Below are 15,953 nucleotides of genomic sequence, written 5' to 3'. Positions count from 1 at the left end.
GTTTGGGGGCGAGGTTTTTTGAGATATACTTAAATCTCTCTTGCCATTATTTAAACCGCGCAATTTCAAACCTTCTCCTGAACATTTTCACCCAACAAGCCCCCTGGACGAAAAGCCAAAATCACCACCAAAACCCCAAACACCCAAGCATTAGTCCAGCGACTCGACAAATACTGATCGCTCAAAGACGAAAGCAACCCAATCAAAACCCCTCCTAACATCGCCCCCACAATATTGCCAATCCCTCCCAAAACTGCCGCCGTAAAAGCCCTCAAACCGGCCGTAAACCCCATCGTAAACACAATAGTATTGTTGTACAAACCCACCAGAATCCCAGCCGAACCCGCCAAAGCTCCCCCAATCAAAAAAGTCAGAGCAATAATCTGATCCACATTAATGCCCATAATTTTAGCAGCATCGCGGCTTTGAGCCGTTGCCCGCATCGCCTTTCCCAGACGAGTGTATTGCACAAACACATGAAGCAAAACCATCAATACAACCGCCACCACCAAAACAATTAAATCTTTTGTAGTAAATACAATACTCGTTTGAATTCCCAAAGCTTTGAAAATATCAACTCGCGGCAACAAATCGGGAAAGCTTTTCGGAGCAGCAGAATTAGAACCCATCACCGGAATAAAAGCTTTCAATCCTCCCCAAAACAGCCCCATATTTTGGAAAATAAAAGAAACTCCAATCGCTGAAATTAAAGGAGCCAAACGGGGAGCATTTCGCAAAGGTCGATAAGCGTACTTTTCCACAACAATATTCAGCCCAGCACAAAACACCGAACATACAATTAAAGCAACTAACATCACCGGTATAGCAATAGCCAAAGGTGCGCCATCTTGCATCCCAAAAGCCCCGAACACGGTTAGGGAAGCAAAAGCACCCAACATATACAAATCGCCGTGAGCAAAATTGATTAACTCAATAATGCCATAAACCATAGTGTAACCCAAAGCAATAATTGCAATCAACGCGCCGTTGACAAGACCAACTAATAATTGTTGGATAAAAACTTCAGGACTGCTGACTATTTCTCCAAGGATTTTTGGCAAATCAAATCCTGCGATGGGACCTAATAGCAAAACTATATAAACTACACCTAGATATAAGAGAATACTTTTCCAGTTCTTCATGTTTTTGAGTAATTGGGAATTGGGAATTGGGAATTGGGAATTGGGAATTGGGAATTGGGAATTAGGAATTGGGAATTGGGAATCGAGACTCGGGCATGGGACATTGGAGGGAGAAGCAAAAAGGCATAATTTTGTATTATCCCTTCTTCCTTCTTCCTTCTTCCCGATATCCGTTACATCCGTTACATCCGTTATAAAATCCGTTGCTGAACTTCCCTCTTCCTTCTAATTAATTATTCCGTCTTGAGCGCATTCACGAACTCCCACTTGCCACCTTTAACAACATTTCCTGACATTGTAGTCAAGCTCGTGTCGCCGTTGGTATCAAAACTCCAAGTGCCGAGTACCCCGTTAAAATCTTTAGTTGCCAAGACAGCTTCGCGGATAGCAGCGCGGTCATTTTTGCAAACTTTATTAATTGCGCCGATCGCAACTTTAGCAGCTTCATAGGCGTAAGCTGCATAAGCTTCCGGTTCAGCATTATATTTTGCCTTGTAACTTTCGTACCACTTCGCGCCCGCACCAGTCAATTCTTGAGGAGGCAAGCCACCAAAAGTAGCGTAAATTCCTTCGGCATCTTTGCCCGCCGCGTCAATTAAAGCTTGCTCTTTAATGCCGTCGGGCCCCATGAACTTAACTGCATCAGCCGCCATCCCAACATTTCTCATGTCTTTAATTATTTGTCCGGCATTGCTCTGAGTAGTGCCACCGAAGTAAATCATGTCGGGATTTAAAGCTTTGATCTTATTCATTAACGCCTTGTAGTCGCTAGCTTTAATATCAATTCCCTCTCTTCCGAGGACTTGAATTCCCAACTTTTTAGAAGTGGCTTCAAAAACGTCAGCGATGCCTTTGCCGTAGAGTTCTTGGTCGTCGAGAATATAGACTTTTTGCACGCCCAAAGATTTCGCCCAGTTGCCAGCTACAGCCCCTTGAAGGTCGTCAGCGGGGACAACGCGAGTGAAATTGCGAGTGCCAGCAGGATAATAAACGTTGGGTTCTTTGGCTTCGCCTTTTCCTGGTTTAGTCAGTCCCGGATAAGTGTTGGCCGGACTGATCATGACGATGTTAGCTTGGTTGAGCACGGGAATGGAAAGTTTGGCGGCACCGGAGTTATAGTGACCGATGACGGCAACTACCGAACCGTCAGCGACGGCTTTGTTGGAGTTCGACGTTACTTGGGCCGGGTCCCATTTGCCGGCGGCGGCGGTGGCGTCATCGAAAACTTCGTATTGAATTTGGATTTTGCCGTCGCAAGCTTTGGAGTCGGTTTCGGCGAGGGCTTGTTGGATGCCGTTGACCATTGTTTGAGCTTGACCCAAGGCGCTGCCTGTCATCGGGAGCATGGAGACTATTTTGACAGTATTTGGGTCTCCGGGGCTGCTGACTGCGACGGGAGTGGCTGCGGGACTGGTTCCGGGGCTCCCTCCGGGAGTTGTGGCGGTGGGTGCTGGAGGATTTTGACAGCTAGCGCACAGAGAGGCTATTCCGGCGGCAAAAAGTAATTTTCGCAATCCTGCGGCGCCGAGATTGTGTGTTGAGTTGATTTTTGGGGGTGTGGCACTTTTGCCGCCTGACTTCTGGGAAAAGTTCATAGGTTGGTTCGTTTGTTGGTTGCGTTTTAGCATATTTCCACTCTCTAAGTCTGTAAGTCAAGAGTTAGCACAGATTTTCAACTTTTACGTGAACTCTTAAAGATACACCGCTGCAACAAGCTTCTTCTCTCGTTCCCGTGAACTTCCTGGGAAGGCGTACCAGGCCAGGAAACGAGGGAGAGCGTCGGTCAATGGGTTTCCAGGATCTTCCGGGGAACCAGTTAAAAACTAAAAGGGAAAGGAAAATACAGATTTCCTTTCCCTTTCTCAAAGCTCCAGCGTCAAATCAGCTTGATTGCGAAATCAAAGACGAATCCTTTTTTTCTTTTGAGCGATCGACACTAAAATCTTCATAGTACGATCGCTCAGTATTCACATCCCACAAATCGTGCTTTTCCCCGAGAATATTTCTCACAGCCAGCATCCCCGTCAGCATGGAATGGTCTTGGTTGTTGTATCGGTGCATACCGTTTCGCCCGATCGTCTGCAAATTCTCAAATCCCTTCAAAAAACCTTCAAGTACCTGCAAGTGTCCTCGATATTCCCCATCATAAACTGGATAAGCTTTAAGTTGCCGTATGACAACTCCATCTTCAACATCGGCAGTTGTTGCTAAACCCAAACCAACCAACTCGCGAGTTGCTAATTCAACAAGATCTGCGTCCGACATTTCCCAAATCTCGTCGCCTACGCTACAGAAATACTCCATTCCTAAACAACTTTTGTTCGCGTCGGGAACTAAAGCGGCGCTCCAATTCTTAAAGTTTTGAATTCGTCCAACTTTGACTTCGGGGGAGTGAATGTAAATCCAGTTGTCAGGAAACAAATCCTTGCGATTGACAATCAGTGATACAATTAAAAAATCTCGATATTTGAGCGATCGCGCGGCGTGCAACACCTCTTCTGGTGGCTGGGGTTTCAGTCTTGCTACCAGTGCCGATATCGGCATACTCGTAATGAAATTATCCGCCGAATATTGAACTACTTCTCCGTTTTGCTCCGCAGTAATACTTTTAATCTTATTACCTTCACGCTCAAAGCTAATCACTTTAGTATCCAGATAAACTTTGCCGTCTTTATTCTCCACAGCTTCCGCGAATTTTTCCCACATCATCCCCGGCCCCAAAGCCGGATAATCAAACTCTTTGATTAATGTTTTAGTGTCGTTGCTGCCAAACAAAGCATTAATAATTGCAGTCGTCAGCGACAATCCTTTAATGCGCTGCGCCGCCCAATCTGCTTGAATTTCCGAACAAGGAATGCCCCAAACTTTTTCAGTGTAAGTCTTAAAAAATGTTTTATACAAGCGCTCGCCAAAACGATTGATCACCCACTGTTCAAAAGTTTTTTCTTCCGTAAGTGGCCAAATTCTCACTTTCAGATAACTCAAAATAATCAGCGTACTCTCAATTATGCCCAAATTAAAGAGAGTATTGAAGGCACTAATCGGATAGTTAAAAAATTTCCCTCGATAAAAAATTCGCGACAATCGTGGCACTTTAATAAACTCATTTCCCAGCACCTCTTGCCACAACTGCTGCACGGCTTCAACTTTAGTATAAAAGCGGTGGCCACCAATGTCGAAACGATAGCCTTTGTAGGTTTCGGTGCGAGCTATTCCCCCAACTTTATCACCTTTTTCTAGTACAACAGGGATGATGCCTTGCTTGACGAGCTCGTAGGCAGCAGTCAAGCCCGCAGGGCCTGCACCGACGATCGCAACAGGATAATGTTTCACTCAGCCTACCTCCAGCTTTTTTATCCAAACTATACAGTTATTTATAACTTGTCACAGTGATAGATGCACCCGTGAATACCCTGAGAAACGAGCGCTCGACCTGATGTTTAAGCACAATTTGCCTTGATTTATTGAGCGGATACCGGCAAGCTAACTTTGCCAGTCACAGGCTTTTTTTGGTATAAATAGCGACCAGTGCCGATCGCGAATGCCAGTCCGCTGTAAAAGTAGAAAAGCCAGTGCCAAGGAATTGTTTTTAGGGCAAATAGGATACCGTGTTTACGGTAAAAAAATCGGTAAAGTGGTGCATTAATTGCTACCAGCGGTATTGCCAGCAAACCAGCCAGTAGCAGAAAGCTCAGCGACCAGCACGTCCCCAAAATTGCCAGTAGCACTGCATAAGTTAAAATCACGCTGATGCGGTTTGAAACTTGCAAGTTGAGGTCGTTATTCAATTTGCGATCGCGCCAAATCAGTTCTGTCCAAGGCAGTGCTCGGTAGAAAAAGTCAGCTTTCACCATACCCATAGGTTTCCACCGCTTTAAATGCTTAACCTGCAATGTTTTGCACAGCCGAATGTTATAACCTGCTTGTTTCAAACGGTAGCCGAACTCAATATCTTCGATCGAAGCTTGGCGGTAACTTTCATTAAAGCCGCCCATCTGTAAAAAAATTTCCCGGCGAATCACTCCGCAAGCGCCCCAAAAAGTCGAAGCCTCTTCGTTACCTGTTTGGTGGACGTAGTGGTGCAGCAAGTTCCTGTACTGCGATAGAAAATCGGGATCTCCTGGAGCATCGTCGTAAGAGCCGATGAAAGCAGCTAAGTAGGGATTATTTTTGAACACCGAGATCGCATAGCCCACAGCTTCTGGACAAACAGCGACATCAGCATCCACAAAAAACAGAATATCTCCCTTTGCAGCTTGGGCACCCAAATTCCTTGCCCGCGCTGGCCCCCCGCATTCGGGAATCCTGATCACTTTGGCGCCGAATTCGTTGGCCAGACGCCAGGAACCGTCGCTTTCGCCATCTGCTACTACAATAATCTCGATCGGCCTGGGCACAGCTTGAGCCAGTTTTGACAAACAGGTGCGGAAGAAAGCGCCCCCGTTGTGGACTGGGATAATAACGGATACAGTGGGGTCGGCGGTAGAAATCATTACCTAAATTGTTTAAATTGCAGGGGCTAAAATTTGCTGGAATTTTATTGGTGCTACTTTACGAAGGGTAAAATCAGCTCTACTTTTTTATTTATAACTCGATTGCTGTTTGTCTTCAACTAGATTTTTTTCTGGTATTCTCGATTTGATTTTCCCCATTCTTACCTGTATTTTACGCCATATCTTGCTGAGACTGACCTTATGTAGACAACAGCTTTACAAAATCTTTAAATATATCATTGTTTGTGTAAACTTCGGAAAAAGCCCCAGCAGCAATTTGGTACGGCTGTGGTGCAATGCACAAGACTTTGATTTTATAAGTAAGCCCACCGTATAAAATCAAACATCGTTTATACGGACACCCGGTAACTGTCAGGACTGGCCCGGTACAATTTCTTTTACAGACCTCATCCGCGAGTGACTCCTGCACCAAGTCTTGATCGCGACTGCGGACTCAATGCACATTTTATGACTTTTGGCAATATATTTAAAATATACGTCTTAAAATTTCCGACGCTGTACGATCGAGCTTTGGTAATTTGCTAACATACCCTTAGCCAGCTCCCTTTGAGTCAAAATTTTTACATAAACAAGTTTTTATATTACATGAACACCTCCCAAAACAATTTAAATCAGGCATTAGTTTCAGTCATCATACCAGCTTTCAACGCTGAAACTTTTATTGCTAGAACATTAGAATCTGTTTTATCTCAAACTTATCGAAACATAGAAGTTTTAGTAGTTGACGACGGCTCTACAGATACAACTGCCGAAATCGTCAAATCTTTTGCTCAAAAAGATAGCCGAGTCAGCTTATTCAAACAGTCAAATGCCGGCGTCGCCACCGCTCGCAACCTAGCCATTGCAAAATCAAAAGGCGAATATATTGCTCCCATCGATGCCGACGATATTTGGTATCCGCAAAACCTAGAAAAACAAGTCGAATGCTTAATTAAATCAGAACAATCCGTAGGGGTTGTCTATTCCTGGTCACTTGATATCAACGAAAAAGACTTACTCACAGGTGGATTTTACAACTCCACCATCGAAGGAGAAGTATACAAAGCTTTAGTTTATAAATATTTTATGGGTAATGCGAGTTCATCTCTGATCCGCCGCATTTGTTTCGAGAGAGTCGGTGGTTACAATTGCAAATTGAAAGCCGAAAACGCCCAAGGCTGCGAAGACTTGGAACTTTTTCTCCGCATCGCTGAACATTATCAATTTAAAGTAGTGCCAGAATTTTTAGTTGGCTACCGACAGATTCCCAGCAGTATGTCTTGCAACTATGCAGCAATGGCAAAATCTCACTCTCTAATTATGGCAGATGTCCGGGAGCGGCATCCTGAAATTCCTGCCAATATTTATCGCTGGTCTAGCAGCAGTTTTTATATATACAATTTAGCCGTTAAAAGCAACCGTAACGGCAACCATCGGAGTACATTATTTTGGCTGTATCGAGCTTTTAGAGAAGATTTATTAATGACACTTTTGCGCCACAATTTGTACGTGCTGTCAATAGAAAGTATATTAAAAATAATAGTTCCACCGCCAAGTGGATCAGGGTTAGAGTTAAAACAAGCATCAGAATCGAGTGAAGGGACGACACTTGCTAAGATTGAGACGCGAACAAAAGTTCACAGAATACTGCCGTCGCAGGTATATGAAAGAATGCGGTTCAATAGTTTAGCCAATCGAAAATCTAAATAAACCCAACCTTGAAAAACCCGGTTTTTTGAAGAAACCGGGTTTTTGAGGAAGCTAGAGGGCGTTTAATTCTGCCTGGTTGGTCGCTCAAGAACCAGGAAAAAGGGTTAAATAAAAGAATTTTTATTTTCCATTCTTCCTTCTTCCTTCTTCCTTCTCCCTTTTACTTAATCTCTCTAAGCGTGAGAAGCTGTAGCCGTTTGAGCTTTTGGTTGCTGGCCGTCTGGCGCCAGGGATTCCCCTTCAATAAACGAGCGCAACATCCAAGCCATTTGTTCGTGCTGTTCCATCAAACCCGTCAAAAAGTCTGCGGTTCCGTCATCCTTAAACTCTTCACCGCACTGTTCGACGTGTTGGCGGAGATTGCGAATAATCAGTTCGTGGTCGTCAACTAAACGCGAGACCATTTCCGTAGCCAAAGGCAAATCGCCGATATGTTCTTTAATCGAGCCATACTTCAGAAAACCCTCAGCAGTACCAATTGGATAGCCACCTAAAGTTCTCACCCGTTCGGCCATAGCATCGATATTTACTGTTAACGCCTGATAGTGTTCTTCCCACAACTGGTGGAGCGATCTAAACTGCGGGCCCACTACATCCCAGTGATACTTTTTGGTTTTGATTAACAGCAGATAAGCATCTGCCAGGTCGTGATTCAATAGTTCGATAACGCCTGCACGCTGCTCGTCCGATAAGCCTATGTTTAACTTACGCATTGAAAATTGTTCCTTCAACTCTAACTTTACATTTATTAGAACAAATTTCGCCTGCCACTTACATCAACCCAGAGGACGATCGAAGACGATCGCACTTTAGTAAAATATCTGCTTTTCAGGTTAAAGTGATTGCAATATTGATACCCTTAGATAGATGCAATTAAACTTATTGTTCCGAAGCACCTTTGATTGGCGAACACAGCAATTGCCCGCAGGTGAACCCCCGCTCAATCCCGCTATAGAAAAAGGCTGCATTCTGATTGCCAGTAAAAATTAAGGAATTTATAAGGAATTTATGCCGAAATTAACCAACCTCCCACACACTTAATTGTGCGGGCTGCTTTCAATGACGGCATAAGAGATTTGCAATTAAATATAACCGCATTTATCCTAGAAAGCTAGGAAACAGATTTTCTGACATGAGCGGTGCTGACCTCTGTGATTGGGATGCTAGAAATGATATTGAGTCAAACCGTTAAATCGACGTTCCAGGATGCTACCAAGAAACAGACGCGCGATCCCCATCTAAACTTTATGGCAAAAGTGGCGGAAGACCCAGATCAAATACAGCCATGAAACCCTTGGCCCCATCGAGTAGACCGAAAGAGAGAACCTGTTTGCTCGCTTCACCTTCAGGAAGACTTGCGCCGCTGTGACCACCCCAGCACTAAGCCGAACGTATCAACGGCAGTGTAGCGTTTTGGGTCCCCATGAAGGCTTTGTCAAACCCGACACTTGAACCATCGTTATGGCCACTGGTTAAACCTGGTTCTTAACGGAGGGCGCCTCCAGGACAGATAAAAAAACCAGTCCTCTGTGTTTGCGCGAAGGAGGAGATAGAGGGCATTGCAGTTTGTCCTATGTGGGGAATACGGGGTAAAGTAGCGGTAGGAAAGATTTATCCATACTTTTACTAACTGTGCTACTTTCATTGTTAGCTGTAAACCATCATGCGGGAAATCTGCCAGAGCGTGGAAACCATATTTCAACTGCTGTTAGACGAACTTAAAAAGTCCACTCGCGCGTCTGAGCAGAACTGCCAAGATGTAGCAGGGCGACTCGCAGCAGAAGTCAACAGGATATGCACTGAAAGCCAGCGGATTCAAGCCTCCGGAGATATAGAAGGTTCAGCCCAGAGCCTCGCTCAGCACCGCTTGCAACAATGCCTCCACTATTACAATTTAGGCTCCGGCCCCGGGCGAGTAGAATTGCACAGTACCCTCAGCGCGATCGTCTATCGCTACATCACCCCTCCGCAGGTGCAGTCTAGCTATCAGGCGCGAGTAGAACTGATCAAAGATTTTTTGCAAGGATTTTATCTCGAAGCTTTAAAGGCATTCCGGCGCGAAACCCAACTGCCACCTACCTACAGTCCCCGCACTCGCTTAGAACTAGCAGAGTACATGGCCTTTGTAGAGCGCTTCGGCAAGCGGCGCATTCCTTTACCTCGGAACCGCAGCCAGCAACTAATTATTTTACGGGCCCAAACGTTTTCCCAGCAGCAGCCCAAAGAAACCTCCGTAGATATGGAACAAGCCGCCGACGGAGGGGCTTCTGATTCCGACCAAACTTGGAATGACACCTCGGTGCACTCTGTGCGGGAAGCGATGGCCGGACAGGGTTCGGCGGCAATTCGTCCGCTAGGCGACGAGTCAGAATCTCTGCGGCAAAACGTGATTGACGAATTAGTGGGTTACTTGAAAGAGCGCAATCAACAAGACTGCGCCGATTACTTCGTGCTGCGCTTGCAAGACTTGCCGACTAATGAAATAGAGTCGCTTCTGGGGATAACTCCCCGCCAAAGAGATTATTTGCAGCAGCGCTTCAAGTACCATTTGCTCAGGTTCGCCATGTCGCACCGCTGGGAACTCGTTCACCAGTGGCTGGAAGCAGACTTAGACCGCAATTTGGGTTTGCTGCCTTCTCAGTGGCAGGCTTTTGGCGAGCAAATTGGTCCAGAGGGACAGCGTTTGCTAAAGTTGAAACAACAGGGTCTGTCAGAGTCAGCGATCGCCCAAACCCTGGGCAGCACGGTAGCCCAGGTACAGAAGCGGTGGTTTAAATTGCTGGAACTTGCGTGGGAATTGCGAAATCGTTCAGATTCCGGAGAAGGGGCATCTAGTGATGAATAACGAAACGAACAGGGATGCAGAGGCTTTCGATCGCCATTTTTTAGACTGGATATTGCAGGCGCCGATCGCGAATACCTCTAACGAAGATGAGGAAAACCTCAATCCATCCCCTCGCTCAGAAGAGTGGGGCGACACAGACGACAATTCCGGGGTGGAATACTGGGAATGGGACGAACCAGACCCGCTGGACTATCAAGTGGGGGCGCACAGCAATGCACCCGCACAACCGCTGACAATTGGAGAAATACCGACCGTGCAAGACCGTTTTCAGACCTTGTTAAAAGAAAGGCTTAGAGCCGAAATTGAATCTAACCCGCCGCTGTTCCCCTGGGAAACAGAATTCAAAAGCTACGACCACGATTATCCAGACGATGTAGCCCCGCAATGGGTTCCCCCCCTACACCTCTGGACTCCCCAACTACAAAATATCAGGTGGGGCCGCCTGCCGATTCCGATCGCCCAAGGGGTTTTTGCTCAACTGCTAGAACCTTGTCAGGAACTGGTAATGTCGTCGCTGCGGCAAGGCTCAAAGTTAGTTCGCGCTGTAGATGGCTTATTTCCGGGCCAGTCTCAGGAACTCAACGAATTGGCTGGTTTAGTGCTCCGAGGTTCTTTGCGGGGACTTCTAGATTTAGAAGATTTCCCGAATTACGAAGCAGCCAGTACCGATCAACAAATGGTGCTGTCGCTGTTGGCGGCTAAGGAAATCATTGAGTCTCTAACTCTCGATTGTCCTGTGAATCAGCCGCCGGTTTCGCGGGAGTGGCTGACTGGTTTGGGTGCGCTGACTCTGGAGGCTCAATACCTCTCGAACCCCAACAGAGAACAGCCAATGCCGTGTTTAAGAGTTGAGTGCCAATTTCCGGGGGCAGGAAGTTTGGAACTCAGGGGAGGAGATGCCGAAGCAACTGCACATCGTCCGAATTCCGGGCATTTAAGTGTGGAGTTGTTTGACCCACAACCTAACAAGACTTATGCCCTAGAAGTTCGATTCCAAAACTTCGAGACCAGACCTTTGATGTTTGCTATTCGTCCAATTTGGGCAGGACAAGATAGCAATTAGAAAGGTCTATTTAGAGTAAATAATTTAGGTTTTTACTCTCTGGTTTGACCTCACACAAAAACAGATGCAATCCCTCGACTTTGGTCGTGGAAAGCGAAAAAATTTAGATCTTAGTTCAAGCCCCCAGATTCATCGGTGGAGTAAATCTAAAATCTAAAATCTAAAATCTACAATCTACTGCTCGTTGACTTGGATGGGTGCACATGACAACTGATAACCTGCGAAATATACCTGTTTTGGGTAAGCTGTGGGAGCAGATTGAGGCCATGCCTCCGCCGGTGATTGAGGATTCTTTACTGCTGCGAATCCTAGTTCAGTTGTTGGTAATTGTGGGAATTGTGGCTACTGACGTTGCTGCTGAAGAACCCCTGAACCTGTGGGCTGTGCCTGTTAGTATTGTGGGAGCAACTTGGAGTTGGTACCGCCGCCGCGATCGCAATGTAGCTGCTAAGTTCTGCATAGCTATTGGAATGCTGGTGGCGCTGTTCGCTTTTTTTAGCCGCTTGGTGGGAGAATTAAATGATACGCGGTTAGTTTTGGCGCAACTGTTAATCCAACTTCAAGTGCTGCACAGTTTCGATTTGCCTCGCCGCAAGGATTTAGGCTATTCGATGGTAATCGGGCTAATTTTGTTAGGGGTAGCAGCGACTCTCAGCCAAACCTTGACTTTTGCGCCGCTATTGTTGGTGTTTTTGGCTTTAGCGCTTCCGACTTTGGTTTTGGATTATCGATCGCGTTTGGGATTTGTGAAGCCAGAAGCCCTTGGCCAAAAAGCACAAGGTAAAGGGAAAAATGAAAGCCTGTCGCTATTTGCTGCTACTTTATCCCCAAAGTATTTTGGTTGGCTGCTGCTGATAACTGTCGGGTTGGGGCTGACTATTTTTGCGTTTTTGCCGCGCCTCCCTGGCTATCAGTTGCGGACTTTTCCGGTGAGTGCTCCTATTGAATATCAGGGGGAGTTTGACTCGCGCAGCATTATAAATCCGGGGTATGTCAGAGGGGGAAATCAAAAAGGAACTGGCGGAGGAAGGGGGAGAAACCCTGACAAAGGGCCAGGAGAGGTGGACTCTACTTTTTATTACGGTTTCAACCAGCGCATTAATCAAAATTTGCGCGGGGAAATGAAACCTCAAGTGGTGATGCGGGTGCGATCGCAGGCTGCGGGTTTTTGGCGGGTGTTGGGATTCGACAAATACACCGGTCAGGGTTGGGAAATTTCTCGCAACGAACAAGCTCAAAAGCTGACTCGACCTAGGTGGTCTTATCAATTTTATCTGAATCCTTTTCCCAATGCGCCTCGGACTCAAGAGGTGATTCAAAGTTATACTATTGTTGCTCCATTGCCGAATTTGATTCCGGCTTTAAACAAGCCGAAGGAGCTTTATTTTCCGAGTCCAGAGGCGGCGATTGATGCGGAGGGGGGTTTGCGAGCTCCTGCGGAATTGGGAGAGGGTGTGACTTATACAGTTATTTCTAATGTGCCTTTTCGCGATCGCTCTGTGTTGGGGAAAACTGGTACTAATTACCCGAAAAATATTCGCAACTTCTATTTGGATGTGCCGCCGGAAATTGCCCAGAAGGTGCGAGAAAAAACAGAAGAAATATTGGCGGCCAGAACTAGAGTATCTCAGTCGGACAGACCGATCGATTCTCCTTACGAAAAAGCTTTGTATTTGGCTCAATATTTAAAGCAAAATCCGAATTACAAAATAGAAAAAGCTTTGCCTTACTTAGAAGAAGGTGAAGATTTAGTCGAGGCTTTTCTGTTTGGCTATAAAAACACCCAGGAGGGCAAAAAAGTTACAGGTGGATATCCCGACCACTTTTCGACGGTACTGACAATTATGCTGAGGTCGATCGGGATTCCGGCGCGACTGGCGGGGGGTTTCGATACGGGGGAATTTAACCCGTTTACTGGTTACTATGTTGTGAAAAATACCGATGCTTTCTTGATGACGGAGGTATATTTTCCCAATAATGGCTGGTTTGGTTTTAATCCGATTCCCGGTTATCCGCTGATTCCGGCTTCGGTAGAAGACAACCAGACTTTTAGTGCGCTGGAATCGTTTTGGAAGTGGGTCGCGGGTTGGCTACCGACTCCTCTCAGAAGTGGGCTCGATTCAGTCATAGGTTTTGTAATTGGCTGGATAACTTTGATTGTGGGCTGGTTTCTGGGACAGTTTGCTAAGGGTTGGGTGGGGTTATTTACTGGTTTGATTGCTGCGATCGCCTTTGGCTTTATTGGCTGGTTAATTTGGCAACTGTGGCGCAAGTGGCGCCACCGCCGCTGGCTGGCGAAGTTGCCGCCGGTGGAGGGGGTTTATCAGGAAATGCTGAAGGATTTGGCGAGTAGGGGATTTGCCAAGCAGAAAGCTCAAACGCCTTTGGAGTATGCTGAGGCAATGCGCGGCAATCATGCAACTGATGAAGCTGAGGTAATTGATGAAGTTTCACAAGCTTACGTGCGGTGGAAGTATGGCGGGGAAGCGGGTAATTTGAACCAGTTGCGGCGGTTGGTGGAAAATTTGAGGCGATCGCACTTGAAGAAACTCAAAAAGTTAAGATAGAAATCGGCGATGGAAAGAGACTGTTGACGAATTAAAAAAGGGTCAAGCCAAACATCCCATAATCATGGAAAAAAAACTCTGATGAGCCAGAGGGAAAAAGAGCAAAAAAACTAGAGACACGGGTCAAGCCAATCGGAATGTTACGCCAAAACGCCCACATTCTTGAAATATTCATAGCTGCAGCAGTCACAATATGTTGTAGACGAGTTTTGGCAAGACCCATGTAATATCAAATCCGGCTGCGCCGGAATGATATCAAATCCTTGCTTCAAAAGTCGGGCGTAAAGTCGAATCCCGAGGCCAACAAATAATTCGCGCAATTTTCATTTTTTTGACTCACAGTCAACAGTCAACAGTCAACAATTACGGACGGTGCAACCGGAATCGATATAATACCCATCTCTTGTGAAATTTATCCGGCTTTAAAAACTTTAGAAATTCTTAAAGTTTTGATTTAATCTGCTTAAATGGGGTTAAAGTTAAAAATTTTAAGAAATTTTTTTTAGTTATTTAGTAATGCACAAATCCACCTTTTTGTCAAATTAATTTAGATGCGTTTACCCTGTACCTGCACGCAGGCAAAAAATCCGGTTTCTGCGTGAATATCTCAAGCGATTATCCACGATTTTTCCTAGAAACCGGGTTGTTTAGGTTGATTGTGCGTAAGTCTGGTTAAGCAAACTTAATTTTCAAATAATCATCCTCCATCTTCGCCCCTGAAGGTTGCAGCGCCGCTAAAGCTTGCGGTAACACCAAATTACGGCGGTGATTCCCAATCCGAACATTCAACTCATCTCCCGTTTTGCTCAACTGGATCTGATCCTTAGCAATTCCGGGCAAATACAGCTCAAGACTATATTGATTGTTTTCTTGCACAATCTTAATCGTATTTTCTTTGTAATAAACTTGACTGGGATCTTCGTCTTTGTAAAGGGTTTCTTTCAACCGTTCCAAAGCTGCCAAACCGCACATTTCTTCAGAATAAAGTGGCACTTCCTTAACTGGCAGGGGCATGAAATCTGAGTGAATTTCCTGACGGTACTGCTCCTGGCTTTCTTTCCACCGTTTAAAAAATGGGTCAGTTACTTCGGCTGGAATAATCCGGTTAGCCACTACTAAATCTGTGGCTACATTGTACAAACTCAAATAGGCATGAGCGCGCAGAGACTCTTTAATTACCATTTTTTCTGGATTGGTAACTAATCTTACCGAAGTCACAGTATTGTCCGTTAAAACCTTTTCCAAAGCTTCGATTTGTTCGTAAAATTCGTAAGGTGCATCCATCACCTCTTTGTCAGGTAAAGAAAAACCCGCAATTGGTCTAAAAATAGGTTCAACTAAAGGTCTAAGGGCGGCTGATATGCCTTGCAGCGGCTTGTAAAATTTTCTCATGTACCAGCCGCCAACTTCCGGCAAACTTAGCAGTCTCAATGCTGTGCCAGTCGGAGCAGAATCGATAATTAAAACATCAAATTCGCCTTCGTCGTAATGCCGCTTCATCCGCACTAAACCGAAGATTTCATCCATTCCGGGCAAGATGGCTAATTCTTCAGCTTGCACCCCTTCGAGTCCCTGCGCTCGCAAGACTTGAGTAATGTAGCGCTTAACTGCTCCCCAATTGCCTTCTAATTCCCTGAGAGCGTCTAATTCTGCTCCCCACAAATTCGGTTTCACCAGCCGCGAATCGTGCCCGAGTTCCATGTCAAAGCTGTCGGCTAAGGAGTGAGCGGGATCTGTACTCAGCACTAGGGTTTTGTATCCCAATTCGGCACATCGCAGCCCCGTCGCAGCGGCTACGGAGGTTTTGCCGACGCCGCCTTTTCCAGTCATTAATATTAAGCGCATTGATTGTTTAGCTCGCCTGAAAGTAATTTACTCCTATATTGTAACGTTATGTAACAAAAATTAATTTTGTGGGGGAATTAATTTGGGCGATCGCCCACCGCTGAACCCAGCACCTTTCCCGTGATCCAGGAAATTGCTGCAATGTCAAGCTCAGTTAAAATTACTTATCTCAGATATCAATTGCAACAAATAAAAATCCATCAGCGTTCATCCATTGGTAACAAGTTAAGCTTGTATGGCAGTTGTCAAGGGGGTTTGAGAAGATGTCTCAAAGAAAAATTGGTTCTG

Annotated in this window: 10 protein-coding genes; 4 read left to right on the top strand and 6 right to left on the bottom strand. The window is 45.7% G+C overall.

Annotated elements, in window-relative coordinates; all coding sequences use genetic code 11:
- Positions 1–65 precede the first annotated feature (65 nt).
- The 4 genes from QUA77_RS22995 to QUA77_RS22980 all read right to left on the bottom strand — a co-directional run bounded on the left by QUA77_RS22995 (position 66) and on the right by QUA77_RS22980 (position 5,635).
- A complete protein-coding gene (locus QUA77_RS22995) occupies positions 66–1,142 on the bottom strand; it encodes a branched-chain amino acid ABC transporter permease (RefSeq protein WP_333035035.1) in 1,077 nt (358 codons plus the stop codon).
- Positions 1,143–1,375: 233 nt separating this feature from the next.
- A complete protein-coding gene (locus QUA77_RS22990; RefSeq protein ID WP_333035034.1) occupies positions 1,376–2,770 on the bottom strand; it encodes a branched-chain amino acid ABC transporter substrate-binding protein in 1,395 nt (464 codons plus the stop codon).
- A 253-nt stretch (positions 2,771–3,023) separates the two neighbouring features.
- A complete protein-coding gene (locus tag QUA77_RS22985) occupies positions 3,024–4,475 on the bottom strand; it encodes an NAD(P)/FAD-dependent oxidoreductase (RefSeq protein WP_333452710.1) in 1,452 nt (483 codons plus the stop codon).
- A gap of 128 nt (positions 4,476–4,603) precedes the next feature.
- A complete protein-coding gene (locus QUA77_RS22980; RefSeq protein ID WP_333064086.1) occupies positions 4,604–5,635 on the bottom strand; it encodes a glycosyltransferase family 2 protein in 1,032 nt (343 codons plus the stop codon).
- Between the two features lie 606 nt (positions 5,636–6,241).
- On the opposite strand from QUA77_RS22980, the gene QUA77_RS22975 reads away from it, so the two are divergent.
- Entirely contained in the window at positions 6,242–7,345 is a 1,104-nt protein-coding gene (locus QUA77_RS22975) for a glycosyltransferase family A protein (RefSeq protein ID WP_333452708.1), read from the top strand.
- Between the two features lie 173 nt (positions 7,346–7,518).
- On the opposite strand, the gene QUA77_RS22970 is transcribed toward QUA77_RS22975, so the two are convergent.
- Positions 7,519–8,058, bottom strand: a complete 540-nt coding sequence (locus QUA77_RS22970; RefSeq protein ID WP_333035026.1) for a Dps family protein — start codon at positions 8,056–8,058, stop codon at positions 7,519–7,521.
- Between the two features lie 950 nt (positions 8,059–9,008).
- Between QUA77_RS22970 and hetZ the strand changes: the two genes are divergently transcribed.
- From hetZ to QUA77_RS22955, 3 genes are all read left to right on the top strand, one after another.
- Positions 9,009–10,190, top strand: a complete 1,182-nt coding sequence (hetZ, locus tag QUA77_RS22965; RefSeq protein WP_333035024.1) for a heterocyst differentiation protein HetZ — start codon at positions 9,009–9,011, stop codon at positions 10,188–10,190.
- Entirely contained in the window at positions 10,183–11,253 is a 1,071-nt protein-coding gene (locus QUA77_RS22960) for a hypothetical protein (RefSeq protein WP_333035021.1), read from the top strand. Before hetZ ends, QUA77_RS22960 begins: the two co-directional genes overlap by 8 nt.
- 203 nt (positions 11,254–11,456) lie before the next feature.
- A complete protein-coding gene (locus tag QUA77_RS22955) occupies positions 11,457–13,820 on the top strand; it encodes a transglutaminaseTgpA domain-containing protein (protein WP_333452706.1) in 2,364 nt (787 codons plus the stop codon).
- 672 nt (positions 13,821–14,492) lie between these two features.
- Here QUA77_RS22955 and QUA77_RS22950 read toward each other — a convergent pair.
- Positions 14,493–15,665: a TRC40/GET3/ArsA family transport-energizing ATPase gene (locus tag QUA77_RS22950; protein WP_172188640.1), complete on the bottom strand. Its 1,173-nt coding sequence runs from the start codon at positions 15,663–15,665 to the stop codon at positions 14,493–14,495.
- Positions 15,666–15,953: the final 288 nt, after the last annotated feature.

The organism is Microcoleus sp. K5-D4 (assembly GCF_036704575.1).
GTDB lineage: Bacteria > Cyanobacteriota > Cyanobacteriia > Cyanobacteriales > Microcoleaceae > Microcoleus.
Note: the sequence above shows the minus strand (reverse complement) of the source record. Positions and strands in the feature narration are given on the sequence as shown.

Excerpts from the sequence above, each read along its gene's own strand:
- QUA77_RS22995 (WP_333035035.1), bottom strand. The coding sequence starts at position 1,142 with ATGAAGAACTGGAAAAGTATTCTCTTATATCTAGGTGTAGTTTATATA.
- QUA77_RS22990 (WP_333035034.1), bottom strand. The coding sequence starts at position 2,770 with ATGCTAAAACGCAACCAACAAACGAACCAACCTATGAACTTTTCCCAG.
- QUA77_RS22980 (WP_333064086.1), bottom strand. The coding sequence starts at position 5,635 with ATGATTTCTACCGCCGACCCCACTGTATCCGTTATTATCCCAGTCCAC.
- QUA77_RS22975 (WP_333452708.1), top strand. The coding sequence starts at position 6,242 with ATGAACACCTCCCAAAACAATTTAAATCAGGCATTAGTTTCAGTCATC.
- QUA77_RS22970 (WP_333035026.1), bottom strand. The coding sequence starts at position 8,058 with ATGCGTAAGTTAAACATAGGCTTATCGGACGAGCAGCGTGCAGGCGTT.
- hetZ (WP_333035024.1), top strand. The coding sequence starts at position 9,009 with ATGCGGGAAATCTGCCAGAGCGTGGAAACCATATTTCAACTGCTGTTA.
- QUA77_RS22960 (WP_333035021.1), top strand. The coding sequence starts at position 10,183 with ATGAATAACGAAACGAACAGGGATGCAGAGGCTTTCGATCGCCATTTT.
- QUA77_RS22955 (WP_333452706.1), top strand. The coding sequence starts at position 11,457 with ATGACAACTGATAACCTGCGAAATATACCTGTTTTGGGTAAGCTGTGG.
- QUA77_RS22950 (WP_172188640.1), bottom strand. The coding sequence starts at position 15,665 with ATGCGCTTAATATTAATGACTGGAAAAGGCGGCGTCGGCAAAACCTCC.